Annotated in this window: 20 protein-coding genes; 3 read left to right on the forward strand and 17 right to left on the reverse strand. The window is 65.9% G+C overall.

The features are described from left to right. Window positions 1–24: 24 nt before the first annotated feature. Entirely contained in the window at window positions 25–468 is a 444-nt protein-coding gene (gene gspG / locus KVP70_RS03210) for a type II secretion system major pseudopilin GspG (protein ID WP_217940604.1), read from the reverse strand. Window positions 469–842: 374 nt separating this feature from the next. On the opposite strand from gspG, the gene KVP70_RS03215 reads away from it, so the two are divergent. Together KVP70_RS03215 and KVP70_RS03220 are read left to right on the forward strand one after the other, a co-directional pair. Next, entirely contained in the window at window positions 843–1,604 is a 762-nt protein-coding gene (locus KVP70_RS03215) for an NF038120 family PEP-CTERM protein (RefSeq protein ID WP_217940605.1), read from the forward strand. Between the two features lie 28 nt (window positions 1,605–1,632). Beyond that, a complete protein-coding gene (locus tag KVP70_RS03220) occupies window positions 1,633–4,818 on the forward strand; it encodes a S8 family serine peptidase (RefSeq protein WP_217940606.1) in 3,186 nt (1,061 codons plus the stop codon). 54 nt (window positions 4,819–4,872) lie between these two features. Here the strand turns inward: KVP70_RS03220 and epsA are convergent, their stop codons facing one another. The 4 genes from epsA to KVP70_RS03240 form a co-directional block, all read right to left on the reverse strand. Further along, window positions 4,873–5,679: an XrtB/PEP-CTERM-associated transcriptional regulator EpsA gene (epsA, locus tag KVP70_RS03225; RefSeq protein WP_217940607.1), complete on the reverse strand. Its 807-nt coding sequence runs from the start codon at window positions 5,677–5,679 to the stop codon at window positions 4,873–4,875. A 2-nt stretch (window positions 5,680–5,681) separates the two neighbouring features. Continuing rightward, on the reverse strand, window positions 5,682–6,419 hold the full coding sequence (phoB, locus tag KVP70_RS03230) for a phosphate regulon transcriptional regulator PhoB (RefSeq protein WP_217940608.1): 738 nt from the start codon (window positions 6,417–6,419) through the stop codon (window positions 5,682–5,684). Between the two features lie 185 nt (window positions 6,420–6,604). After that, window positions 6,605–7,231, reverse strand: a complete 627-nt coding sequence (locus KVP70_RS03235) for an NF038129 family PEP-CTERM protein (RefSeq protein WP_217940609.1) — start codon at window positions 7,229–7,231, stop codon at window positions 6,605–6,607. Between the two features lie 10 nt (window positions 7,232–7,241). Then, window positions 7,242–10,268 (reverse strand): ExeM/NucH family extracellular endonuclease, encoded by a 3,027-nt coding sequence (locus KVP70_RS03240; RefSeq protein WP_217940610.1) that lies wholly within the window; start codon window positions 10,266–10,268, stop codon window positions 7,242–7,244. Window positions 10,269–10,542: 274 nt separating this feature from the next. On the opposite strand from KVP70_RS03240, the gene KVP70_RS34145 reads away from it, so the two are divergent. After that, window positions 10,543–11,136: a PEP-CTERM sorting domain-containing protein gene (locus KVP70_RS34145; protein WP_229224574.1), complete on the forward strand. Its 594-nt coding sequence runs from the start codon at window positions 10,543–10,545 to the stop codon at window positions 11,134–11,136. On the opposite strand, the gene KVP70_RS03250 is transcribed toward KVP70_RS34145, so the two are convergent. The 12 genes from KVP70_RS03250 to KVP70_RS03305 form a co-directional block, all read right to left on the reverse strand. Next, window positions 11,099–12,088 (reverse strand): TIGR03790 family protein, encoded by a 990-nt coding sequence (locus KVP70_RS03250; protein ID WP_217941131.1) that lies wholly within the window; start codon window positions 12,086–12,088, stop codon window positions 11,099–11,101. The two genes, KVP70_RS34145 and KVP70_RS03250, sit on opposite strands and share 38 nt — an antisense overlap. A gap of 103 nt (window positions 12,089–12,191) precedes the next feature. Further along, the gene (locus KVP70_RS03255) at window positions 12,192–12,725 is read right to left on the reverse strand and encodes an FxDxF family PEP-CTERM protein (RefSeq protein WP_217940611.1); all 534 of its coding nucleotides are present in this window, start codon (window positions 12,723–12,725) and stop codon (window positions 12,192–12,194) included. 274 nt (window positions 12,726–12,999) lie between these two features. Next, window positions 13,000–14,415: a mannose-1-phosphate guanylyltransferase/mannose-6-phosphate isomerase gene (locus KVP70_RS03260; protein ID WP_217940612.1), complete on the reverse strand. Its 1,416-nt coding sequence runs from the start codon at window positions 14,413–14,415 to the stop codon at window positions 13,000–13,002. Continuing rightward, the gene (locus KVP70_RS03265) at window positions 14,412–15,572 is read right to left on the reverse strand and encodes a nucleotidyltransferase family protein (protein WP_217940613.1); all 1,161 of its coding nucleotides are present in this window, start codon (window positions 15,570–15,572) and stop codon (window positions 14,412–14,414) included. The genes KVP70_RS03260 and KVP70_RS03265 overlap by 4 nt, the downstream gene beginning before the upstream one ends. A gap of 8 nt (window positions 15,573–15,580) precedes the next feature. Next, window positions 15,581–16,582, reverse strand: a complete 1,002-nt coding sequence (galE, locus tag KVP70_RS03270; RefSeq protein WP_217940615.1) for a UDP-glucose 4-epimerase GalE — start codon at window positions 16,580–16,582, stop codon at window positions 15,581–15,583. Continuing rightward, entirely contained in the window at window positions 16,579–17,826 is a 1,248-nt protein-coding gene (locus KVP70_RS03275; protein ID WP_217940616.1) for a glycosyltransferase family 4 protein, read from the reverse strand. The genes galE and KVP70_RS03275 overlap by 4 nt, the downstream gene beginning before the upstream one ends. Next, the gene (locus KVP70_RS03280; RefSeq protein WP_217940617.1) at window positions 17,810–19,120 is read right to left on the reverse strand and encodes a nucleotide sugar dehydrogenase; all 1,311 of its coding nucleotides are present in this window, start codon (window positions 19,118–19,120) and stop codon (window positions 17,810–17,812) included. Before KVP70_RS03280 ends, KVP70_RS03275 begins: the two co-directional genes overlap by 17 nt. A gap of 72 nt (window positions 19,121–19,192) precedes the next feature. Beyond that, entirely contained in the window at window positions 19,193–20,263 is a 1,071-nt protein-coding gene (locus KVP70_RS03285; RefSeq protein ID WP_217940618.1) for a glycosyltransferase family 4 protein, read from the reverse strand. A 184-nt stretch (window positions 20,264–20,447) separates the two neighbouring features. Continuing rightward, window positions 20,448–22,043 (reverse strand): hypothetical protein, encoded by a 1,596-nt coding sequence (locus tag KVP70_RS03290; protein ID WP_217940619.1) that lies wholly within the window; start codon window positions 22,041–22,043, stop codon window positions 20,448–20,450. Between the two features lie 145 nt (window positions 22,044–22,188). Next, window positions 22,189–22,560 carry a serine O-acetyltransferase gene (locus KVP70_RS03295; protein ID WP_229224575.1) on the reverse strand — a complete coding sequence of 124 codons (372 nt, stop codon included), beginning with the start codon at window positions 22,558–22,560 and terminating at the stop codon, window positions 22,189–22,191. A 304-nt stretch (window positions 22,561–22,864) separates the two neighbouring features. Then, window positions 22,865–23,674 (reverse strand): polysaccharide lyase family 20 protein, encoded by an 810-nt coding sequence (locus KVP70_RS03300; RefSeq protein WP_217940621.1) that lies wholly within the window; start codon window positions 23,672–23,674, stop codon window positions 22,865–22,867. Between the two features lie 131 nt (window positions 23,675–23,805). Beyond that, entirely contained in the window at window positions 23,806–24,651 is an 846-nt protein-coding gene (locus KVP70_RS03305; RefSeq protein WP_217940622.1) for a heparin lyase I family protein, read from the reverse strand. Window positions 24,652–24,722: the final 71 nt, after the last annotated feature.

Raw genomic sequence — 24,722 nt, forward strand, 5'->3', positions numbered from 1 at the left:
AACTACTTTCCGTGACGGCGAGACTTATTGTGAGGTGATGTCGGCGTCTTCGCCGGTACCGCCGGGCTGACCGTCGCGGCCCAGCGAGGTGATGTCGAATTCGGACTTGCTGCCCGGCGCCTTGTACTGGTAGGGATGGCCCCACGGGTCCGGCGGCACGCCCTTCTTCAGGTACGGCCCGTTCCACTTGGCGCCCGCCGTGGCCGGCGCGACCAGCAAGGCGGCCAGGCCTTCGTCGGTGGTCGGGTAGCGGCCGACGTCGAGGCGGTAGGTGTCGAGCGATTTTTCAAACGCTTCGATCTGCGCCTTGGCGATGGTCACTTCCGACTTGCCCAGCTGGGCGAAATACTTGGGACCGACATAGGCAGCCAGCAAACCGATGATCACGATGACGACCAACAATTCCAGCAGGGTAAAGCCGCCAGCCTTGTGAGCCGCGGACTGACGGTATTTCTTTGCAACTTCCATCCGAACCACTCCTTAATTCGCACGCCTTGAGGGCGAGATGTCAGAGGCTACCACGCGGATTGCACACCGGACAATCTTTTCTTGAAAGTCGACATGACGCCACGAAAATGGCAACTCTTCCATCTTTTCATTTCTGGCAATCTGTGGTGATTTCATCACGTTTCCAAAATAAAACTATAAGAATTCCGTCATCAAACTGTCATTGTCAAAACCAAACTAAGCGCGGAAAAACGGCCTTTAACTAGTATAAAAATCGTTGACCAATTGCCTACTTCAATTGCAATTATGCCTATACTCGAAGGCAACCTGATCAATGAGCAAATCAGGGGTTGTGGGTGTTGTCAATAAATTAAAAACATCAAAGGGGTTTTTCCATGCAAGATGATTTCGTCTCTACCGTTGTGCAGTCACCGCTGCACCGCGTGCTGTCCCGCTATATCAAAGCGGCACTGGCCGGCTCGCTGGCGCTGGCTATCCTGCCAGCCGCCCATGCCAATACCACCATCGACTTCAACAACCTCGCCGGCGCGGCGATGTACAACGGTGAAACGTCGTACGTGAACAACGGCTTTTACATTGAAAACTTCTCCACCTCCGCCTTTGCCCAGCCCGGCGACTACGTCGGCATGATCGTCGACGACGGCGCCAACCAGTGCGCGCTGAGCCTGCAGTGCCCGATCACCAACAGCCCCTACCTGGCCGCCGTCAACGACAGCGTGATGTACGCCACCCGCAATCAGGACCATCAGAGCTTCCTGATCAAGTCGTTCCAGGCCGCCTTCCTGGGACCGGTCGACCCGACCAATCCCAGCGTGACGGGCTTGCTCAAGATTCAGGCCAGCGGCGCGTTCGGCACCCAGACCGCCACCTTCAACCTCGGCGCCCCCGGCGCCAACGGCTTCGAGTTCGCCAACTACACCACCAGCGGCGCCTTCAGCACCACGCTGTTCTCCGAGTTCTATGTCTACGGCTACGCCTGCAACGCCGGCGGCTCCTGCACCGCGTTCAACAGCGACCGCGGCCAGTTCGCGATCGACAACATCCTCACCTCGGCCGTGCCCGAGCCGTCGAGCTGGATGATGCTTGGCGCCGGCCTGCTGGGCCTGGCAGCCGCCGCCCGCCGCCGCAAAGCCTGAAGCCCCCTCACGTTCAAGGATAACAACAATGATGAAACTCAATCCCGTCGCCGCCGCCGTGGCGCTGTTGCTGGCCGGCGCCGCGTCGCTGGCCCACGCCGACGACACCCGCCGTTCCTACATCGTGCAACTGGCCGACAAACCGGTCGCCGCCTACAACGGCGAAGTGGCCGGCCTGGCCGCCACCCAGCCGGCGCCCGGCTCGCGCCTGCAGATGGGCGCGCAAACGGTGCAGCTGTACATGGACTACCTGGACCAGAAGCAGTCCGACGTCAAGGCGCTGGTGCCGAACGCGCCGATCAACCACGACTACAAGGTGGTGCTGAACGGCTTCTCGGCCATGCTGACCGACGGTGAAGTGCGCACCCTGCAAGCGAACAGCGCCGTGTCGACCATCACCGCCAACACCGAAAACCACCTGCTGACCAACTACACCCCGACCTTCCTCGGCCTGGACGGCCCGAACGGCCTGTGGGCGCAGCTGGGCGGCAAGGAACACGCGGGCGAGAACATCGTCATCGGCGTGGTCGACGGCGGCATCTGGCCGGAAAACCCGTCCTACGCCGACCGCGTCGACGGCAACGGCGTGCCGACCTTCGACCAGGGCGGCAGCATCGCCTACAGCGCGCCGGCCAACTGGAACGGCACCTGCCAGACCGGCGAAGGCTTCACCGTGGCCGCCTGCAACAACAAGCTGATCGGCGCACGCTACTTCAAGAGCGGCTTCGACGCCTCCGGCAAATCGCTGCACTGGACCGAATTCGTCTCGCCGCGCGACTCGATCGGCGGCACCGTCGGCCACGGCGGCCACGGCACCCACACCTCGAGCACGGCGGGCGGCAACAACGGCGTGCCCTCGGTGCTGAACGGCATCCCGATGGGCGCCCTGTCGGGCATGGCGCCGCGCGCGCGCATCGCCATGTACAAGGTGTGCTGGTCCTACAACGACGCCACCGACGCCACCGGCGGCAAGAACAGCTGCTGGACCGACGACAGCGTGGCCGCGATCGACCGCGCCGTGCAGGATGGCGTGCACGTCATCAACTACTCGATCAGCGGCGGCACCACGCCGAACGACGCAGTCGAGCAAGCCTTCCTGCGCGCCACCAACGCCGGCGTGTTCGTTTCGGCCTCGGCCGGCAACGACGGCCCGGCGCAAACGGTCAACCACATCGGACCGTGGCTGTCGACCATCGCCGCAGCCAGCCACAACCGCTTCCTCAAGGCTGACGTCAAGCTGGGCAGCGGCGCCACCTACAGCGGCGCCTCGCTCAACATCGACGCGCTGCCGGCCGGCACCCCGATCATCCGCTCGGAAGACGCCGCCGTGGCCGGCGCCAACGCCAGCCTCGTCACGCTGTGCTACAGCGCCGGCTCGAACGGCGGCGTGGCCGTGCTCGACCCGGCCAAGGTGGCCGGCAAGATCGTCACCTGCGTGCGCGGCACCAACGCCCGCGTCGACAAGAGCCTGGCCGTCAAGCAGGCCGGCGGCGTCGGCATGGTGATGGTCGACAACGGCGCCGGCCTGGTGGCCGAGGTGCACTCGGTGCCGACGGTCCACCTGTCGGCCGCCGATGGCGCGCTGGTCAAGGCCTACGCCCAGCTGGCCAACAGCAGCGCCGCGCTGACCCACTTCGTCAACGCGGTCGGCTCGTCGCCGGCGCCGGTGATCGCCAACTTCTCGTCGCGCGGCCCCAACCTCAACGACGGCAACGTGCTCAAGCCCGACATGGCGGCGCCCGGCGTCGACATCCTGGCCGGCGTGACGCCGGAACTGACGCCGGCGCAGCAAGCCTCGCTCAACACCGGCACCCTGGCGCCGCAGGCCGCCTGGGCGCTGTACCAGGGCACCTCGATGGCCGCGCCGCACGTGGCCGGCGTGGCCGCGCTGTTGCGCCAGCAGCATCCGGGCTGGTCGCCGGCGGCGATCAAGTCGGCGCTGATGACCAGCGCCACCCCGACCTTTGCCGACGCACTGGCCGGCACCCAGCAGGGCATCCTGCCATGGGCGCAGGGCGCGGGCCACATCAATCCGTTCGGCACCATGCTGCACCCGGCCGACGGCAAGTCCTACAACCCGAACGGCGCCACCGATCCGGGCCTGGTGTACGACGCCGGTGCGACCGACTACAAGAAATACCTGTGCGGCGCCGGCGTCACCAGCCAGTGCAGCAGCGGCACCCTGGCCGGCTACAACCTGAACCTGCCGTCCATCACGCTGGGCAATGTGCTGGGCAACGTCACCGTCAGCCGCAGCGTCACCAACGTCGGCACGGCGCAGGCCACCTACAGCGCCAGCGCCAGCGTCAGCGGCTACACCACGGTGGTCACGCCGTCGTCGCTGAGCCTGGCGCCGGGCGCGACCGGCAGCTTCACCGTCAAGCTGACCCGCACCAGCGCCGCCGACAACGTCTGGCAGTACGGTGCGCTGACCTGGACCGATGGCAGCCACATCGTGCGCATCCCGGTCACGGCCCGCAGCGGCAAGCCGATCACCGCGCCGGCGCTGCTGGCCAGCACCAAGGTCACCGGCAACACCTCGCTGAGCATCGGCACCGGCTTCTCGGGCCGCATGAACGTCGCCAGCGGCGGCATGAAGGCCGTCACCAAGAGCGCCATCATGACGGTGGCCGAGGCGGTCACCGGTACTGTCGACTCGCTCGACCAGGTGAAGGCCGCCTGCAACAGCGGCGCCACCGGCACCACGGTGGTGCCGGTCAGCATCGCCGCCAACACGGTGGTGGCGGCGTTCGAGCTGTTCAATGCCGACACCAGCTCCGGCAACGGCGGTGACGATCTCGACCTGGCAGTGCTGAGCGGCGGAAACGTCGTCGGTTACAGCGGACACGGCGGCGCCAACGAGGCGGTGATCCTGACCTCGCCGGACGCCGGCAGCTACAGCGTGTGCGTGATCGGCTACGCCGCCGCCAACGGCAGCGCGACCGACTTCAAGCTGTCGTCGGCCGTGGTGAACCGCAGCGATACCGGTGGCGCGCTGCGGGTCGCCGTGCCGAGCCAGGTGTACGCGGCCAGCACGGCGTCGGTCAGCGCCAGCTGGTCCGGCCTGGCGGCCGGCACCCGCTACTACGGTGGCATCCAGTACCTCGGTCTCGACAGTAGCGTCGCCGCCACCACGGTGCTGAAAGTGGAAACCAATAATCCGGTGCCGTTGGCGCAGCCAGACCGGATCGCACGCGGCGTCGGCGCCCAGTAAGCTGTCGACGTAGTGCATGGCGCCGGGCCGCGAGGCCCGGCGCTTTTTTTTTGCTCAGGCGGCGCGCGCCAGCGGCGCCGGCGCCTGCTCGAACAAGTGCAAGGCCATGCCGCGCGCGATGGCGTGGGCGCGGTTGGACACGCCCAGCAGGCGGTACGTCCGCTGCAGATGGTTCTTCACCGTCAGGCCGCTGATGCCGAGGATCAGGCCGATTTCCTCGTTGCTTTTGCCCTCGCGCACCCAGTGCAGGATTTCCATTTCGCGCGCGCTGACCGGCCGCGCCAACGCGCCGGCGCGGGCCTGGCGTTGCTGCTGGCCGACCCGTTGCAGCGCCAGGTGCAGATGCGGCAGCAGCAGCTCGAAGAAATAGGCGTGGCGCGGGCGCGGCCGGTGCGGCAGGCCGAACAGCACGAAGAAGGTCGAGCCGCCCGGCAGGCGCTCGGTGCCGTGCAGCAGCAGGTTGTCCAGGCCCAGCGCGCGCAGTTCGCCCTGGAACGGCGCCAATGGCTGGCGCGGCGCGTCCAGCGGCCCGGTAGTGGTGGCGCTGGCGTCCAGCAGGGCCGGCAGCCGCACGCCGTCGCGGCAGTGGCGCGCCAGGCGCAACGCCAGGCCGTCGGCCTTGTCGGCCAGGCGGGCCAGCAGGCCGGCGTCCAGCACCGTGCTGTGCATGCATTCGACGTGCTGCAGCTCGTCCTGGGCGCCGAATTGCAGGCAGACCATGATGCGGTGCGGCAGCAGCGCCTGGAACTGGCCCTGGGTCCACAGACACAGCTGGCGCGCCTGCCGCACCGGCAGCACCGCTTCGATCGCGTGCAGCAGGTATTCCTGCTCCAGCTTGCTCAAGATGACCAATTGTTCCATGCTCAGATCCTGGCCGTCGCGCGCGCTGCCCTGGCGCCCCGCTCCCAAGCGACGAAGCGGTAGCCGCTGCCGCGCACGGTTTCGATGTGCTCCTGGTGGCCGCTGGGCTGCAGCGCGCTGCGCAGGCGGCCGACGTGGGCATCGACGGTGCGCTCGTCGAGGTAGACGGCGTTGCCCCACACCTGGTCGAGCAGCTGGGCGCGGGTGTGGACCCGCTCCGGGTGGTTCATCAGGAAGCTCAGCAGTTTGAATTCGACCCGGCCCATGGCCAGCTCGCGGGCGCCAGCCGTCACGCGCAGCGTGTGCGGATCGAGCCGCAGGCCGGCCATCTGCACCGCGTCCTCCAGTTGCGGCTGCGTGGCCGGCTGCAGGCGGCGCAGCAGCGCGTGCACGCGGGCCACCATCTCGCGCGGGCTGAAGGGCTTGGTCATGTAGTCGTCGGCGCCGCTTTCCAGCGCCATGATCTTGTCCGGCTCGCCGCAGCGGGCGGTCACCATGATGATGGGCAGGTCGCGCGTGCGCGGCTGCGCGCGCAAGCGGCGTATCAGCGACAGGCCGGACTGGCCCGGCAGGTTCCAGTCCAGCATGACCATGGCCGGCAGGCTGTCTTCCAGCATCAGCAATGCGCTTTCGGCGTCGCGCGCACGCTGGACGCCGTGCCCGGCCATGCTCAGGTTGAGGGCGATGAGTTCCTGGATCGCAGGCTCGTTTTCAATGACAAGGATAGGGGCGGGTCGCATGGCAAATCCGTGTAAAGGAAGAACTATGCAACAGGCAATCTGGCATTACTAATATGATTTCCAAGCGGGATTCAGAGTTTGGCGATATATATCCAGTCCCCGCCTGCATGGCTTGCCATTTAGAAGACACTGTCTAAACGCAAAAAACGACACCCGCAGGTGTCGTTTTTTTACCAGCACGAAGCTTAGGCGGCGAGTTTGCGGCGGCGCGCGTAACCGACCAGCGCCAGGCCGGCGCCCAGCATGGCCCAGGCCGACGGTTCCGGCACCGCGCTGACGTTGGCGATGGTCTGGTCGGTGATGGCCAGCGATAGCGCGCCGGCGCCGGCGGTCGGCTGCCAGCTGAGCGACATCAGGCTGCCGTCCGGTTCGGCGTTGCCCAGCACCGTCATGCCGTCGGCGCCGTAGAAGGACACGGCGAACTTGCTCGGGATCGCCGCCGGCGACGGATCGGCCAGGCCGCCGAAGGTGACGTCGAAGCTGACCTTGCCGCCGAAGGACAACGCCTGGAACAGGTCGTTGTAATCGGTGGTGTTGCCGAACGCGAAGCCGCCGGCGCTCTGCTGCACGTCGCCCGTCAGGCCGACGCCGCTCAGGTCGCCGAAGCCGCTCAGGTGGCTGATGGTGGCGCTGGCGAAGGCGGCCGGGGTGTTCGCCGGATTGAACTGCAGGTCCAGGAAGCCGCTGCTGCCGAGCGACGCCGTGTTCAGTTCCACGTGCATGGTCTGGGCCGTAGCCAGGCCGGCGAGGCCGCTCAGCGCGAGCGCCAGCGCGGCATGGCGCAGGGTCAGGGAGAAGTTTGGTTTGAACATGGTCGTATCCTTAGAAAGTGCCGCTGTAGACTTTGGTGGTGTAGCTGATATTGGCCGTGCCGGTCTTGCTGAAGCTCAGCGCGAACGAAACGGTGGCGCCCGGCGCCAGGCTGGCGGCGTTGACCGTGATGTAAGGCGCGCCGGCATGGCTGCCGCTGGCGTTGCTCAGCGTGACGCCGGCCGGCAGGCCGTCGAACTCGACCTGGAACGGACCGCTCAGCGCGGCGCCGCCGGTGTTGGTGACCGAGAACGTCGAGCTGTACTTGCCGGTGGCGCGGTTGAACACCAGGCCGCTGCCGACCGCCTTGACGCTGGCGCTGACGTCGCTGTACGGCGCGGCCAGGTTCAGGCTGATGACGACCGGGTCGTGGTCGGAAGCGCGGTACGGCGCGGCGCTGTACTTGTCTTCCGGCTTGCCGTCGGTGTTGTAGTCGACCACGGTCGGCTCGTCGGCGTTGTTATGCCATTCGGCCGCGTCCACCACCGAGGCGCTCATCGCGGCGTTGGTCAGCGCGTGGTCCAGGTAGCCCGCTTCGCCGTTGAAGACGAAGGAGTAAGGCATGCCGCCGCCACCGCGCACGAAACGCTCCAGCTGGTTGACGTAGCCCAGGTCGGTGATGGCCTTGATCGGGTCTTCCATGCCGTAGGAGTTGAAGTCGCCGATCATCAGCAGCTTGGCGTCGCCGGCGGCGGCCGCCACTTGCGGCGCGAACACGTTGATCAGGCGCTTGGCCTGGTTGACGCGGGTGGCGTTCCAGCAGCTCTGGCCGTCGCCGCTGTCGGCGTCGGCGCCGGAACCGGTCGGGCAGCTGCCCTTCGATTTCAGGTGGTTGACGATCAGCGAGAACTTGGCGCCGTTGGCGGCGACGAAGGTCTGCGCCATCGGCGGACGGTTGTTGATGCTGTCGGCGTCGGACAGCGCGCCGCCCACCATGGTCAGCGTGGCCGGCTTGTAGATCATGGCGACGCGGATGGCGTCGGTGCCGGTGGCGGCCGGCTTGGGCACGACCGCGTAGGTCTGGAAGCCGGTGCCCGGCGCGATCGCCTCGTTGAGCGCCTTGACCAGGTAGCCGACCGTGTACTCGCCGCTGTTCTGGATTTCCATCAGGCCGAAGACGTCGGCGTCGATGGCCTTGAGTTCGCCGACGATCTTGGCGGTCTGGCGGTTGAACTCGTTGAGGTTGTCGGCGCCGCGGCAGTTGGATTTGCTGACGCTGGAACCGAGCGCGCAACCCTGGCCGCTGCGGCCTTCGACGTCGCTGCCGTTGGTGAAGGTGGTGAAGTAGTTCAGCACGTTGGCGCTGGCGACCTTGATGTTGCCGGCCACCAGGGCAGGCGGCGCGGTGCGCGGATTATCTTGCGAGAACACCGGCGCCACGGTCGGCTGCAGCTTGAAGCCGGCGCCGCCGCCGCCCTTGGCGCCGAAGTCGACCACGCCGGTCAGGCCGGAGACGGTATCGCCGGCGCGCAGCGAGCCGTCCGCGCCCAGGTAGGGGATGGTGGCCGGGGTGACGAAGACGCCATCGTCCAGCACGATCTGGTTGCCGGCGTTGGCGATGGCCAGCGCTTTGGCTTGGTCCGAGCCGGCGCGGTAGTGGTTGGTCGGCGCTTCCAGCCGGCCGGACGACAGCGTCACTTCGCCGCGGTCGCCCAGGAACTCCAGCTGCGACACGGTCAGCGCGTTGGTGAAGCGCACCAGCATGCCTTCGACCTGGCCCAGGTTGGCGTATGGCAGCGCGATGTTGGTCGGGGTGATGGCGATGCCGCTGCCGGTCTTGACGATCGCGGTGATGTTCTGCAGCTCGGTGTAGGCGTGGCCGCCGGCCACCGGCGCGTAGTCGCTGACGGTGCCGGTGATGCGCACCTGGTCGCCCACCTGCACGGTGCCGGTGTTGGCGGCGGTGGTGTAGACGAACACGCCGTCCGAGGTCTGCGGATTGCCGTCGCCGGCCGCATCCTGGATGAAGAAGCCGGAGCCGACCTTGGCCGTGACCACGCCCTCGGTGGTCTGCACGGTGCCGGCGTAGGGGCTGGTCTCGCCCGGCCCCTGGATTTGCGGAATGCTGTGGCTGACGGCGGTCGGCACGGCCACGCTGACGTTGATGGTGCAGCTGGTCTGTTGCGCCTGGTCGTTATCGAAGCGCACCACCACCGGGTAGCTGCCCTGCGGCACGCCGGCGGCCACGTTCAGGCTGACGGTGGCGTTGGCGCCGGCGGCCGAGGCGGCCAGGAAGTTCACCAGGCTGATGCCCGGCACAGCGGTCGAGGTGATGACGGCATTGTTGACCACGCCGTCGGCGTCGGTCGCGCTCAGGTCGGCGGAGCCGGCGAAGCCGACCGCCATCGCCAGGTTGGCCGGGCAGCTGGCGACGATGGGCGGCGCCGGCGGCACGCTGCACGAATGCAGCTCGCTGGCGCTGTTGCGCGGGGTCGGCGCGCCGGTGGTGAAGTCGCTGCCGTTGTTGTCGGTGTCGGTGCAGCCGCCGTTGGCGCGCAGCGCGGCGGTGGTGTTGCTCAGGCCTGGGCCGTTCGTGCCCTCGAAGAAGCCGGCGTTATAGCCCAGCAGGTCGACCAGCGTGGCGCTGGACGGGGCGGCGCCGGACAGGGCGTTGGCGTCGTTCACCAGCGCGATCTTGCCGGCGGTGCCGCTCATCGGGATGGTGCCGGTGGTGTCAGGGGTCAGCAAGGAACCGGCGCCGGTGCCGGCCGCTTCCTGCACCAGGTAGTACTGGCCCGGTTGCAGCACCGGCGCGCCGCTGATCTTGGTCACCTGCCACGAGGAGCCGGCGGAGCTGGCGTATTGCACGCTCCAGCCGGCCAGGCTGACCGCTTGCGTGCCGCGGTTGAACAGTTCGATGAAATCGTTCTTGATGGTGGCGCCGGAGTTGCCGCCGCCGCCATACACCTGGCTGATCACGACCGGCGAATCGGCGTGGGCCGACGCCGACAGGCCCGCCATCAGGGCTGCGGCGATGATGGTGCGCCGGCCCGGCGTGGCGACAGCCTGGGCGGTTGGCAGGTGGGGAGTTTTTTTCATGAGTAGATCCTGGTGGAGAGAAAAGGTCGGCGCGGCGGTCTTAACAAAATGATTTTAAACATTGCATTTTGCATATTAGACGGCCGGCTTGACGCCTTGATGACACCCCCTTAGTCCGTTCGGACTAAGGATAGTTTCAGCGGCAACGCCGTTTTTCCTCGCATCCAGGGCAGGCACGTGCTAGGATTACTTTAAGGAAATTTGAATTATCAGCCAGCAACCCTGCGGACTGCCGTCTTTCCGGGCCTCGCACCATCGCCATGGAGCGCGCATCATGAGCACCTTACGCACCGTCCTCATCACCTGCAGCCTGCTGCATCCCTGGCTGGCGCCGGCCTTCGCGGCCGCGCCAGCCGCCCCGGCCGCCGCTGGCGCCTGCGTGCTGGCCGCGCCCGCCGCGCCGGCGCCCGATCACGCCGCCCAGGCCGCCAATCCGCCCGCGCCCCAGCCCGCCAGGAGGATCAATATCGATTTCCCGTTCGACCCGTGCAGCGTCAGCGACGCCGAACGCGACGCCCGCCACGGCAATCTGCCGGCGCTGTCGGAGGACCAGAAACGGCAGGAATATGATAGCTGGATGGCATGGAACCGCAGCCAGGGCGGTGGCGCGCCAGCGGGCGTATGGTGGTTCGACACGCCGCAGCCGCCGTCCCAGGCGAACGCCGGGCCGCCATCCGGGCTGGCGGCGCTGCCGTTGGCGCTGCGCGATGGCCGCCACCCCTGGCTGGCGCAGGGCGGCGCCCTGCCCGCGGTGCCGGAACCGGCCACCTACCTGCTGTGGCTGGCCGGACTGGGCCTGCTGGCGCTGGCGGCCCGCCGCCAAAACGGCATCAGCGGCGGTAAGGGGCGGCCAGCGGCTCGCCGATGAAGACGCCCTGCGCCGGCCACGCCACGCTTTTCCAGTAGGCCTCGATCGCGCTGTTGCCGCGCAGGTAATGCGACAGCAGCACCGCCGGGTTGGGGAATTTCTGCCAATGATTGCACGGCTCGCTGACGGTGCCATAGCTGGCCGTGGCGCCGGCGTCCAGCCAGCGCAGGATGCTCATCTGCCCGCCCTCGGCCAGCAAGTCGCCGCCGAACGAGGTCAGGTGATCGGCCAGCGCGCCCGGCACGAATTTGAGCGTGTTCAGCTTGGGCACCTGGGCCAGGCCGGTCTCGTAGACCATGATGTCGCCGACCTGCTCGACGCTGTCGGCCTGCAAGGTCTTGATGGTCAGCTTCTTCGACGGCACCTTGTTCGAGCGTGGGAAGAAGCGCGCGCGGCTGCTGCGCGCGACGTCGCTGGTCTGCAGAAAATAGGCCGTGGCGGCGGGTGTGGCGAAGCCGGCGAGCACGCCGCGATCGATCAAGGCCTTCGACGCTTCCACCGACTCGGTCGGCAGCAGCATGGAAATGCGCAGCTGGTAGTCGGCGTAAGGCTTGCCCTGCGGCGCATTGAAGTAGCTGCTGGGTTTGCTTGGAGCGCAGCTCTTGGCGCACAGTCCGCTATCCAGGCCCAGCGTGTAGGCCGAGGTCAGCGAATTGCACTCGACCGCGTACGGCGCGGTCCAGACCATCAGCACCGCCTGGATCTCGGGGCCCAGCCTGGCGTCGATCTGCGCCTTCAGCGCCTCGAACTGCTCGGCGTCGAGCTTGTGCGGCCGGTGCGGGATGCGCACATGGACGATATTGGCGGCGGGGATATTGCGCGCCTTGCGGTAATACTCGCCGATCTCGACGCTATTGGCTTCGTCATCGTTGACGACCACCGCCAGCTGAGCCGCGCCGAGGCCGGCGACCGGAACGAATTGCGCCTGAGCGGCGCCGGCCAGCGTCAGCATGAAGGCCAGGAGAGGTAGGAAAAATCGCAAGTGTGTCGTTCGCAGGTGAAGGTGGCAAAAAAAAACGGAAGCGGCGGCTTCCGTTGGAATTATAGCGCCATTGTCACCGCTTACGACGGCGGGCCAGCCAGCCGACGATCCCCACGCCACCGAGCAGCATGCCGTAGGTGGCCGGCTCGGGCACCGGGCTGATGGCCACCGACCCCACATAATTGCCGGCGGCGGCGTTGCGCACGGTGCCACTGACCAGCAGGTAGTAGTTGTCGGCCACCAGGTGCGGCGAGCTCAGGGTCCACACTTCGGCCGTCGCGCCGGGCGCCGACTGGCGGACGCCGTCGATCGACAGGCCGCCCGAGTCGTACAGCCGGAAGCTGTCGAAGCTGACCCCGCCCAGGCCCAGCCGGTCCAGGCTGCTGACCAGGGCGCCCAGCATCTCGGTGGAGCCGGCCGTGAAGTTGTAGCGGTCGCTGAACGTGTTGCCGGCGTTGCCGGCGCCAAACGCATGCATGAGCACCGCGCTGCCGCTGCTCAGGTCCAAGGTCTGCACGCCCTGGCTGATATCGGCTGCCCACGCTGACGGCAGGCCGGTGGCGGCCGCCAGGATCAACGCCGCCACGACTGTTGGTGTACGCTTCATAAATCACCTCCCTCAAGAAAGGCGGCCGCAGCCCGCGCGGCCGCCGATGGATGAATAAATACTGCGGATTTATCCTAGCACCGGCGCTAACGGCGGCGTGACGCGAACCGCAATCGCGCGCGGCCGGGCCCGCCAGGCGGGCACGGCCGCGCGGCGCCGGCGCTGAGAGGGAAAAACGGCGATGGGGAGCGATGTTGCAGGCGACGTAGGAAACGCCCTACGTCAAGACGGGAAAACGGCGGCCGCGCTGTGTCGGCCGTGGCCGCCGCCGGGATCAGGCGCGCTGGTAGACGTCTTCCAGGCGCACGATGTCGTCCTCGCCCAGGTAGCTGCCGGACTGGACTTCGATCAGGTGCAGCGGCAGCTTGCCCGGATTTTCCAGGCGGTGGGTGGTGCCGATCGGGATATAGGTCGATTCGTTCTCGGTCAGCAAGGTCACCTGCTCGCCGCAGGTCACGCGGGCGGTGCCGCTGACCACGATCCAGTGCTCGGCGCGGTGGTGGTGCATCTGCAGCGACAGCTTGCCGCCCGGATTGACGGTGATGCGCTTGACCTGGAAGCGCTCGCCGATGTCGATGCCCTCGTAGCAGCCCCACGGACGGTAGACCTTGGTGTGGTGCAGGTGTTCGGTGCGCTGCTGGGTCTTCAGGTGCTCGACGATGTTCTTGACGCGCTGCACCTGGTCCTTGTGGCAGACCAGCACGGCGTCGTTGGTTTCCACCACGACCACGTCCTTGACGCCGACCACGGCCACGATGCGGCTCTCGGCGCGCACCAGCGAACCGCTGACGTCGTCGAGGTAGACGTCGCCGCGGGTGGCGTTGCCCTGGGCGTCCTGTTGCTGCACTTCCCACAGCGCCGACCACGAGCCGACGTCGCTCCAGCCGATGTCGGCCGGCACCACGATGGCGTGGCGGGTGTGTTCCATCACCGCGTAGTCGATCGAGTCGGACGGGCAGGCGGTGAACGAGGCTTCGTCCAGGCGGCAGAAATCGAGGTCGCGGTAATCCTTGCCGACCGCCGCTTCGGTGGCGCTGGCGATGGCCGGCGCGTATTCCTGCAATTCCTTCAGGTAGCTGTCGGCGCGGAACAGGAACATGCCGCTGTTCCAGTAGTAATTGCCGGCGGCGACGAAGCCCTCGGCGGCGGCGCGGTCCGGCTTCTCGACGAAGCGGTCGACGCTGTAGCAGTGCGCGGCGGCGGCCGGCTTGCCGCTCTGGATGTAGCCGTAGCCGGTTTCCGGCGCGGTCGGCACGATGCCGAAGGTGGCCAGCGCGCCGCCGTCGACCATGGTGCAAGCGTGTTCGATGGCGGCGTAGAAGGCGTCGACGTTGTCGATCACGTGGTCGGCCGGCAGCACCAGCATGACGGCGTCGGCGTCGATGGCGCGCAGATAGTGGGCGGCGGCGGCCACGGCCGGCGCGGTGTTGCGGCCCACCGGCTCGAGCAGGATGCCCAGCGGCGCGACGCCGATCTCGCGCATCTGCTCGGCGACCAGGAAGCGGTGCTCGTTGCCGCACACCACCAGCGGCGCCATCATCTGCGCGCGGCCGTGCAGGCGCAGCGCGGTATCCTGCAACATGGTGCGCTCCGACACCAGCGGCAGCAGTTGCTTGGGCAGCACGGCGCGCGACAATGGCCACAAACGGGTGCCGGAGCCGCCCGACAGGATCACTGGATAAATTTTCATGTGCGTATTCTCTTATCTGTTAATTCATTATGATGTTCGGTACGGCGCTTGCTGCGACGGTCGCGGGCATTGGCCCACGAGTCGGGATCGGTCTCGGACACGTGTTTCATCTCGCCGGCGCGGTCGACACTATAGTCCTTAAACACGATCATTTCATTGAGCGAAACATTCGGTAACACCCGGGTGTACTCGAACAGCACGCTGCGCACCACCCTGGCGCCGGCGCAGATATGGCTGCCGTGGCCGATCCAGGTCGGGCCGACGATGTGCACGCCGGCCTCGATGCGGGTGCCCGAGCCGATGTAGACCGGACCCTCGATGGTGGTGCCCTCCCAGTCGATGCTGGTGTTCAGGCCGACCCACAGGCCGTCGTTGATCTGGATGCCGGGCATGTGCAGGTGCGCCACTTCCCCCATCAGCACACTCTGGCAGGTTTCCCAGTAATCGGTGACGCTGCCGATGTCGATCCAGTTGTAGTTGCGGGTCTGGGCGTAGAACGGCATGCCCTTCTCGGCCAGCAGCGGGAACAACTGGGAGCCGATGTCGAAGGTCTGGCCGGACGGGATCAGGTCGATCACTTCCGGCTCGAAGATATAGATGCCGGTGCTGACGAAGTTGGACTTGGCTTCCTGCTGGCCGGGTTTTTCCTGGAACTCGGTGATGCGGCCGTTGCTGTCGGCGACCACCACGCCGTAGTTGGAGACCTTATCCCACGGCACCTCCTTGGTGATGACCGAGGCCAGCGCGCCCTTGCGGCGGTGCTCGAACAGCGCCGATTTGATGTCGAGGTCGATCAGCGCGTCGCCGCACAGCACGATGGTGGTGTCATCGAAGAAGCCGCCGAACTCCTGGATCTTCTTCATGCCGCCGGCCGAGCCGAGCGGCTGCGGCACGACGTCGCCGTCGTCGGTGGTGTAGCCTTCGAAGGAGTAGCCGATCTGGACGTCGTACTGGTGGCCCTCGCCGAAATACTCCTCGATCTTCTCATGCAGGTAGCTGACGTTGACCATGATCTCCGTCACCCCGTACTTGTGCAGGTGTTCGATCAGATAGGCCATCACCGGCTTGCCCAGGATGGGTATCATGGGCTTGGGCAAATCGTACGTCAGGGGACGCACGCGGGTCCCCTTGCCTGCCGCCAGTATCATTGCTTTCATGCGTAGTCCTATTCCGTTGCCGTGGTCTGCCAGCGCCACGAATCGACGCACATCTGTTGTACATCGCGCCGGGCTGTCCAGCCCAGCTCGCGCTCGGCCAGGCTGGCGTCGGCGTAGCAGGCGGCGATGTCGCCGGCGCGCCGCGCCACCACCTGGTAAGGGACGGGACGGCCGCTGGCCGCCTCGAACGCGCGCACCATCTCCAGCACACTGTTGCCGCGGCCGGTGCCCAGATTGTAGGTGTAGATGCCGGCGCCGGTCGCCAGCTTGGCCAGCGTGGCCAGATGGCCCAGCGCCAGGTCGACCACGTGGATGTAGTCGCGCAGGCCGGTGCCGTCCGGGGTCGGATAGTCGCCGCCGTACACCGACAGGCGCTCGCGCCGGCCATCGGCCACCTGGGCGATATACGGCAGCAGGTTGTTGGGGATGCCGTTCGGCTCTTCGCCGATCAGGCCGCTCACATGGGCGCCCACCGGGTTGAAGTAGCGCAGCAGCGCGATGCGCCAGCCCGGATCGGCCCGGTGCAGGTCGCGCAGCATCTCTTCGATCATCAGCTTGCTGCGGCCGTAGGGATTGGTGGCCGACAGCGGGAAGTGCTCGAGGATGGGCACCGAGGCCGGGTCGCCGTACACCGTGGCCGAGGAGCTGAACACCAGCGACTTGACGCCGGCCTTGGCCATGCACTCGAACAGCACCAGGCTGCCGGTGACGTTGTTGTCGTAGTAGCGCAGCGGCTGCTCGACCGATTCGCCGACCGCCTTCAGGCCGGCGAAGTGGATCACCGAGTCGATGCGGTGGGCGGCGAACACCGCCTCCAGCGCGGCGCGGTCGCGCACGTCGGCCTCGACGAAGGTGAACGGCCGGCCGGCGATGCGCTCGACGCGCTGCTGCACCGAGGCCTTGGCGTTGGCGAGGTTGTCCAGCGCCACCACCTCGTGGCCGGCCGCCAGCAGTTCCACCACGGTATGCGAGCCGATATAGCCCATACCGCCAGTCACGAGTATCTTCATTTGCCCTCTTTCCGTAACGACGCGACCGCGCCCGGCAACGGCGCGTTGGCCGAGTACAGGCGCTCGTAGGCGGCCAGCAGCTTGGGCGCCTCGTATTCCCATTCCAGTTCGTTGACCACGCGGTGGCGGCCGTAGGCGCCCATGCGTTCGCGCTGGGCGGGATCGTCCAGCAGCGCGGCGATCTTGCGCGCCATGTCGACCGGGTCGTTCTTCAGTGCGTACAGCGAGGCTTCCTGCGCCGACACCTTGCCTTCGACCAGGTCGAATTGCACGATCGGCTTGCCCAGTGCCATGTACTCCATGATCTTGTTCATGGTCGACTTGTCGTTCATGTCGTTGGCCACGTCGGGATTGACGCAGACGTCGGCGGTATTGAGCATTTCCAGCAGTTGCTGGTCCGGCACGCGGCCGGTGAAGGTGACATAGTCGGCGATGCCCAGCTCGACCGCCATCTGCTTCATCTGTTCCAGCGAGGTGCCGCCGCCGACCAGGCCGAACTGCACATCGGTGCGGCCCAGGGTCTGGATCAGGTATTGCGCCGCCTGCAGCAGCAGGTCGATGCCTTCCTGCGCGCCCATCACGCCGACGTAGCCGACCAGGAACTGGCGGCCGCGCTTGAGTTCCGGCACCGGCGGCAACACCCGCAGGCGGTCCAGCTTCGGTCCGCTGCGCACCACATAGCACTTATCGGCCGGCATGCCGCCGCGCTCGATGGCGATCTTCTTGTACGACTCGTTGGTGGCGATCGAGACGTCGGCGGTCTTGAACGACCAGCGCTCGAACAGCACCATCAGCTTGTAGAAAAAGTCGCGCCGCCCGAACTTCGCCTCGTACAGTTCCGGGTTGATGTCGTGGTGGTCGAACAGGAACTTCTTGCCCATCGTCAGCTTGAAGAAGCCGCCGATCAGGAACAGCAGATCGGGCGGATTGCAGGCGTGGATGACGTCGAAGCCGCGCGCGAAATGCACCTTCCACGCCAGGCGGAAGGTGTGGAACAGCGCCAGCGAGTATTCCACCAGATAGCCCTTGGCCCCCTCCGCCTCCAGCGGCAGGCTGTAGCGGTGGATATGGATGCCGTCGATCTCCTCGTAGCGGCTTTCATAGCCCTTGCCGGTCGGGCAGATGATGGACACCAGGTAGCCGTTGGCGTGCAGCGTGGTGGCCTCCTGCCAGACCCGGCGGTCGAACGGCGACGGCAGGTTCTCGACCAGGATCAGGACCCGGCGCTTACCAGCAGATGCCATCGTACTGTCCTCCGCTTTGTTCGGTGCTGATGCGCACCAGGTCGACCAGGTGCTGCCCCGCCTTCAGCTGGCCCGGCACGGTCTTGAACTCGGCCGCGCCGTTGCCGATGACGATGGTGTCGGCAAAGGCCAGCACCTCGTCCATCGAGTTGACCATCAACTTGGAGATGTGGGGGATGTGGTTCAGGATGTAATCCTGGTTGGCGCCGGTCAGGGCGGCCAGGTTGACGTTCTTGTCGTACAGCTTGAGCTCGTAGCCCTTGCCCAGCAGGTGCTCGATGACGTCGACCAGCGGCGATTCGCGCAGGTCGTCGGTGCCGGCCTTGAACGAGAAGCCCAGGATGCCGACCTTGCGCGCGCCCTTGTCCATGATCATCTTCAAGCCCTTGGCCACCTGCTTCTCGTTGGACGGCAGGATCGAGTTCAGCAGCGGCAGCTCCAGGTCCAGGCTGCGCGCCTTGTAGGTCAGCGCGCGCACGTCCTTGGGCAGGCAGGAGCCGCCGAAGGCGAAGCCCGGCTTCATATAGTAGGACGACAGGTTGAGCTTGGTATCCTGGCAGAAGATCTCCATCACCTTGTGGCCATCGATGCCGACCGCCTTGCAGATATTGCCGATCTCGTTGGCGAACGCCACCTTGACGGCGTGCCAGGTGTTGTCGGTGTACTTGACCATCTCGGCCGTCTCGACATTGGTGCGCACCAGCGGCGCCTCCATCTTCGCATACAGCTCGACCAGCATGGCGCCGGCCTTTTCATCGCTCTCGCCAATCACCGTCTTCGGCGGGTGGTAGTAGTCGTAGACGGCGGTGCCTTCGCGCAGGAATTCCGGATTGTTGCAGACGCCGAAATCGACGCCGGCCTTCTTGCCCGAGGCCGCTTCCAGCGTCGGGATCACCACGCTGCTCATCGAACCCGGCAACATGGTGCTGCGCGCCACCACCACGTGGAAGGCGTCCTTGTCCTTGATGGCCGCGCCGATCTGCTCGCAGACCTTGCGCACGTGGCTCAGGTCGAGGTTGCCGTTCAGCTGCGACGGCGTGCCGACGCAAATCAGCGACATGTCCGAGTTCAGCACGGCGTCGCGCACGTCGGTGGTCGCGCGCAGCAGGCCCGACTTGACCGTGGCGGCGATCATCTCGCCGATGTCCTTCTCGATGATGGGAGTGTGGCCCTGGTTGATCAAGGCGACCTTGGTCTCATTCGGGTCGACGCCGATCACGGCATGACCATCGCTTGCCAGACAACCCGCCGACACGGCGCCCACATAACCCAGGCCAAAAATACTGATTTTCAAAATAGCACTCCTTAAATAATTGTCGATTCCATCCGGGCCGCGAGCTGCCGCGGCCTTCCATCCTGTCTGTCTTTACGCCCGCTTGGGTACGATGGCACCGACCGGTTCGCCCAATTCCACATAAATCTGCTGCAATTGCGCCATCACGGCCGCAAACGAATACTCGCGTCCCACCCGGCCGAAGGCGTGCTCGCGCAAGCGGCCACGCATGCCGGCGTCGCCCAGCAGCGCCACCATCGCCGCCGCCAGCGGCGCCACCGCGCCCGGCGTGACGAGCATGCCGTCCACCTCGTGGCCGATGAAATCCGGGATGCCGCCGACGGCGGTGCTGACGATCGGGATACCCGATGACATCGCCTCCAGCAGGCCGACCGGCAAGGCCTCGAAATACGACGGCAGCACGAACAGGTCGGCCCGCTCGAGCAGGGCCTGCTTCTTGACGCCGTCCACCCAGCCGGTGAACTCGACCGCGTGGCCGACCCCGAGTTCGGCGACCCGTTGCTTGGCGGCGGCCAGTTCGCCGTCGCCGGCCAGCACGAAATGCGCGTCCGGCACCGCGGCCAGCACCGCCGGGATCGCGTTGACCAGGTCGAAGATGCCTTTCTTCAGCTGCATGCGGCCGAGGAACAGCACGGTCTTGGCCGGTTCCCGCAGCGGCGCCAGCGCCCCCGGCACGTGCACCGGGTTGCCCACCAGCGCGATGCGCGCGGCCGGCTCGATGGCCTGTATGGTGCGCTGCCAATGGCCGGTCAGGGCGACCACGCGGCCGGCGTGGCGCAACACCCAGCGTATCCACGCCTGGCCGCGCGGACCGCACTCGCCATAGAACACCGGGAACTCGCCGCTATGGATATGAAAAACATAGGGCACGCGGAACAGCCAGGCCATCCCCGCCACCAGCGACTTGCGCCAGAAACTGCCGCGCGACGCGCTGTGCATATGCACCAGCGAGACCCGGCCCAAGGCCAGCAGCCAAAAGATGCGCCACAAGGCCGCGCACATGACGCGCACTTGCGTCAACTTGGCCGACTTCTCATAGGTCACCACATAATTGATGCCCCACGCGTCGAAAATTCCGTAATCCACATACGACCTGACCACCGAGGTAATGCCGCCCTGCGCCTGGAAACTGGTTCCCACCATCAAAATACGCCGCTTCCCCACCACCACCCCCTATCGTCTATCGCCATTACCCGAGCCGGGCCCGACGCCTGCGGCGCCGTCGCCCTTCATTGCAAATGTTTCATTCAAGTTATGAGTATATCATCACCGATGTGGCCAACGGTGCAGCGCACAATTGGAAACACAAGAACTTGCATGGAGCAAGTCAGGCGAAGCGCATCGGCACCGCGGCCACCGTGCCGTTCGAGGGCGCCGGCGCGGCCGCGCCCTGCGCCAGGCGCAATTGACGGGCGCGCATATAGGCCATGCCGAAGAACAGGAAGGGCACGCCGACCGTGCTCGGGTCGCCATAGCTGGGACCGGTGAGCGCGCTGCCGAACGCCAGCAACTGCCCCACCAGCGCCATCCGCCACCACAGGCGCGCGCCCGGATCGGTCACCCGCCAGGCCTGGTACAAGGCGTAGCCCAGCATCATCATGGCGAAGAGCAGCACCGCGCCACCGCCGAGGAAGCCGCTTTCGGCGAACAGGTTCGGCCAGTAGGTGTCGAGCAGATACAGGTCGGCGCGATACCACCAGTAGCGGTGGTAGCCCAGCGACTCGTAGACCGAGCGATCAAAGTTCTTCGAGGCATCCCCGCCATAGGTGCCGAAACCGGTACCGAGCGGGAATTCACGTCGCGCCAGGTAGAAGGCATCGTTGTACATGATGGCGCGCGGCATTTCCAGCGCGTGGGTCGACGGCGCCAGGCCGTGTTCGGCCGCCATGCGCGTCACGCGGTCTTCGCCCAGCGCCGCCAGCAACGTCGCGGCGGCCACCACCACCAGCAGCGACACCGCGACCATCGCGCGGATCGAATACCGGACGCGGGAAATGAAGACCAGGATCAGGGCGGCGATCAGGCCATCGAAGGTCTCCTGGCGCTCACCCGAAATCAGCATGATGCCCAGGAAGCCGGCCATCGTGAAATAGTTCTCCCAGCGATTGCCGTCGCCGCACAGCTGGCGCACCACGAACAGGCAGAAGAACAGCGATGCCGTGAACGCCATCACGCCCGGATGGGAGAACGGACCGGCCATCAGCGGCAGGAAGGGGATCAGCGGGTTGGCGCCGCCGAGATTGGCGCCGCCGCGCGCGACCATGTGATACAGGTGCGGACTGGCCAGCTGGAACAGGCAGCCAAGCACCGAGATGAACAGCACGGCCTGCTGCACGCGCCAGAAACGGCGCAGGCTCCGGTCGCCGAGCGTGACGGCGAAGCCGAGACCGATCATCAAGGGCAGCTTCAGGTTGTATGCCGCCTGGTACAGCGTGGCGCGCAGATGCGGATGCGAGTGGATCGCGCCGGCCAGGCCGGTGATGAAGAAGACGCCGATCAGCAAGACCATGGCCTTGCCCATCGACGATTCGCCGATGAACACGCGCAGCCCGCGCGCCGCCATAAACGACAACAGCATCAGGATCACCGTCACCAGCCCGCGCGTGTGCACCGGCGAAATGGTATCCAGGAACGCCGTCCCGACGACGCTCAGGAAAATGGCCCAGAACGCGCCCTCGCCGCCAAAATGGAAACTGCTGAAGGACCCGGTCATCGCCATGACGAAGAACAGCGCCACGGGCAGCAAGGCCGCCACCGCGAAAATCCCGCCGCCCACGCCGACCAACAACGAGAAAAACACCGTCGACAACACCAGCAATATCACCAGCGCCACCGGCGCCCCGCTACGCTTGCGGCGAGCGCCCTGGGACGGCGCCGCCGGCACACCGGGTTGCGCCGCGGACTTTTTCTTAAACCATTTCATTCTATTCTCCGTCGCGCTGTGCGCTCGTTGCCAGCCGGGCTGTTCACGGTCCTGATCCGGTGCTTGCGTGCCGCGTTGCGCTGCCTTGCAACTAGCCGGCGCACGCCAGCGGCGCACCTGGTCTGCCCAGCCGGAGACAACCGCTCTACTGTTTGATATAGGTGGGAATATCTTCTTCCCGATTGATACGGACGACCTTGGCCGGCGCACCGACGGCGACGGCGAACGCCGGTACGTCGGCCAGCACCACCGAGTTGGCGCCTATCGATGCGTAGCGGCCGATGCGCACCGGCCCGAGTATCTTGGCGCCGGTGCCGATCATGGCGCCCTCCTCGATCACCGCGACGTCGGGATGGCCCGAGCGGCCGCCGATGGTGACCCCGGAGCCGATATAGACGTTGTCGCCGATGACGGCGGCCCGATGAATGACGGTGCCCAGCCCTTCGTAGGCCAGCGTCACACCCTTGCCGATGCGCGTCGCCGGCGGCAAGACCACCGAAAACACGATACGATTCAAGGCACGCAACATCCAGGGCAACAACGGCACGCCGCGCAAATGCAACCAATGGGCGATACGATGAATTTTAAGTACCATTGCCTAGCAAGCCCTCAAACTGGCGCCCCGACCCGACCCAGGGAGCCGCATCGCCGACGCATGTGAAAAATCAACATGAAATAATAGCATCATTCTACACATTATGTCGCCGCTCCGATACGCGTGCAGTGCGCGCCGGGCGGCGCGGCCGTCCAGGCAAAAAAAAACTGACGGTCGCCAAGGGAGGCGACCGTCAGTGGTGACAGCCGGGCAATCAGTCAGCGCTTCAGGAGCCGCAAGGGGTCTGCGCGTACATCTGTGCAAACGTGGTGCTCGGCCCGCCCAGCCAGATGAAGTCGGTGTAGATGTTGCGATACGGCACTGTCATCGACCCCGGCATATAGATGCCCGTCTTGGGATAATTGCCCAGCCAAGTGCTGTAGTCGTTGGTCTGGTTGCTTGCCGTATAGACATTATCGCCATTCATCCACAAGCTGAAGTTGCCGGCGCCGGCGTTGTTGTTCCAATCCGCCCGCACCACGAAACAATACCACTTGGCGGTCTGGATCGACCCCAGGCGTATCGATTTCAGCGCCGAATTGGCCTTGGTGGCGGGGTCGGTGCCGTCCAGCGCGCGGTGATTGTAGTTCAGCTCCAACGACATGTTCGCACCGGACGCCACGATCGAAACCGGCGGCGAAACCGCCAGCGTCTTCTGGCTGGTGTGCAACTGCGCCACCACCGTCGGCGCCGGATTGAACAACCAGTCCGTCGGGAAATAGACACTGATGCCGTACCAGCGCACGCCCTGGATGATGTACTCGTTCCGGGCCGCCACCTCGGTCCGCGCGGTGCTGCTCCACAGCGGATCGCTTTGCAGGCGGCTCATCTTAAAGACATTGCGGCTCTTGCCGCTAGGATCGGGGACCAGCTTGACGGCGTCCGTCAAGCCGGCATTGAGCGAGTACAAGTCACCGAAGTAGCGCACCGTGGCCGTGGAATTATAGGTCAGCAGCGCCGAGATCGAAGGCACGACCACCGTGCTGGGCGCCATCGTGGTGACGAGGCCGGCGCGCCCCAGATCGACTTGAGCCATCGCACTTCCGGCCAAGCCACACAGTCCCAACATTGCTAGTTTTGCGAAACGCATCTTACACCTCTCTTTGTTCTGCGCGGCCGGCAGTCGGCCAGCCAACGATATGTATCCGCGCGGGAAAGCGCGCACGTCTATTTGACCGGAGCCGAGGTCGCGGTCGCCGCCGCCTTGGCCGCGCTAAAACTGGTCGTCGCGGTCGCCGCACACGGCGTCTCGGCATAAATCTGCTCGACGTAGGTGGTGGCGCCGCCCAGGCGCACAAAGTCTGTGTAAATGGTTCGGTCCGCCACGTCGGCGACACCCGGATACATCAGGCCCACGCGCGGCGTGTTGCCGAAGGCGGTGCCATAGTTGTTGATCGCGCGGTAGGCATCGTAAATCTTGTCGCCATTCATCCACAGCGTCATATTGCCCGAGCCCAGGGTTTGATACCATTCCGCCTTGACAACGAAACAATACCACTTGCCGGTGACGAGCTTGGCCAGACGAAAGGTCTCATTCGCCGAGTTGGCGGGGGTGGCCGAGCCCGACATCAGATGGTTGCTGGTCTGGCTGACCTCCAGATTACCGTTGCGCACCTGGATCGACAGCGGCGGCGCCAGGCCGGAAGCCTGCGATGTGGCGATTTGCAACACCGACACCGGGTTCGCGCTATTGGTCCAGCCGGCAGGGAAATAAACGCTCATCGCATACCAGCGCAAGCCGCTCTTGACGCTCTCGTTGGTCGGCGCGACATACGAGCCCGAGGCACCGGCCACCGTGGGGTCGCCGCTCATGACGCGCATCTTCAGTACCGGCTTGGTGCCGATCGGGTCGGTCTCGACCGACACATTGGCGGCCACACCGCTGACGACGGCATACCGGCTACCCAGGTCCGTCTGCGTTGTCGTTCCACCAACCAATTTATCGACCTGGGCGTGCGCCGCAGCGCTCGCCATCAGGCCAACCAGCAATAATTTCCATTTAGATTCAGGCATTACGTGCTCCTTCATGTATTGGTGCGGTACCGAGGCCACTACGATAGCACGGCGCGAAGCAACTTTCGCTG

Source organism: Duganella violaceipulchra (assembly GCF_019166075.1).
Classification (GTDB): domain Bacteria; phylum Pseudomonadota; class Gammaproteobacteria; order Burkholderiales; family Burkholderiaceae_D; genus Rugamonas; species Rugamonas violaceipulchra.

Coding starts and splice junctions, on each gene's coding strand:
- gspG (WP_217940604.1), bottom strand. CDS start 468: ATGGAAGTTGCAAAGAAATACCGTCAGTCCGCGGCTCACAAGGCTGGC.
- KVP70_RS03215 (WP_217940605.1), top strand. CDS start 843: ATGCAAGATGATTTCGTCTCTACCGTTGTGCAGTCACCGCTGCACCGC.
- KVP70_RS03220 (WP_217940606.1), top strand. CDS start 1,633: ATGATGAAACTCAATCCCGTCGCCGCCGCCGTGGCGCTGTTGCTGGCC.
- epsA (WP_217940607.1), bottom strand. CDS start 5,679: ATGGAACAATTGGTCATCTTGAGCAAGCTGGAGCAGGAATACCTGCTG.
- phoB (WP_217940608.1), bottom strand. CDS start 6,419: ATGCGACCCGCCCCTATCCTTGTCATTGAAAACGAGCCTGCGATCCAG.
- KVP70_RS03235 (WP_217940609.1), bottom strand. CDS start 7,231: ATGTTCAAACCAAACTTCTCCCTGACCCTGCGCCATGCCGCGCTGGCG.
- KVP70_RS03240 (WP_217940610.1), bottom strand. CDS start 10,268: ATGAAAAAAACTCCCCACCTGCCAACCGCCCAGGCTGTCGCCACGCCG.
- KVP70_RS34145 (WP_229224574.1), top strand. CDS start 10,543: ATGAGCACCTTACGCACCGTCCTCATCACCTGCAGCCTGCTGCATCCC.
- KVP70_RS03250 (WP_217941131.1), bottom strand. CDS start 12,088: ATGCTGACGCTGGCCGGCGCCGCTCAGGCGCAATTCGTTCCGGTCGCC.
- KVP70_RS03255 (WP_217940611.1), bottom strand. CDS start 12,725: ATGAAGCGTACACCAACAGTCGTGGCGGCGTTGATCCTGGCGGCCGCC.
- KVP70_RS03260 (WP_217940612.1), bottom strand. CDS start 14,415: ATGAAAATTTATCCAGTGATCCTGTCGGGCGGCTCCGGCACCCGTTTG.
- KVP70_RS03265 (WP_217940613.1), bottom strand. CDS start 15,572: ATGAAAGCAATGATACTGGCGGCAGGCAAGGGGACCCGCGTGCGTCCC.
- galE (WP_217940615.1), bottom strand. CDS start 16,582: ATGAAGATACTCGTGACTGGCGGTATGGGCTATATCGGCTCGCATACC.
- KVP70_RS03275 (WP_217940616.1), bottom strand. CDS start 17,826: ATGGCATCTGCTGGTAAGCGCCGGGTCCTGATCCTGGTCGAGAACCTG.
- KVP70_RS03285 (WP_217940618.1), bottom strand. CDS start 20,263: ATGGTGGGAACCAGTTTCCAGGCGCAGGGCGGCATTACCTCGGTGGTC.
- KVP70_RS03290 (WP_217940619.1), bottom strand. CDS start 22,043: ATGAAATGGTTTAAGAAAAAGTCCGCGGCGCAACCCGGTGTGCCGGCG.
- KVP70_RS03300 (WP_217940621.1), bottom strand. CDS start 23,674: ATGGCTCAAGTCGATCTGGGGCGCGCCGGCCTCGTCACCACGATGGCG.
- KVP70_RS03305 (WP_217940622.1), bottom strand. CDS start 24,651: ATGCCTGAATCTAAATGGAAATTATTGCTGGTTGGCCTGATGGCGAGC.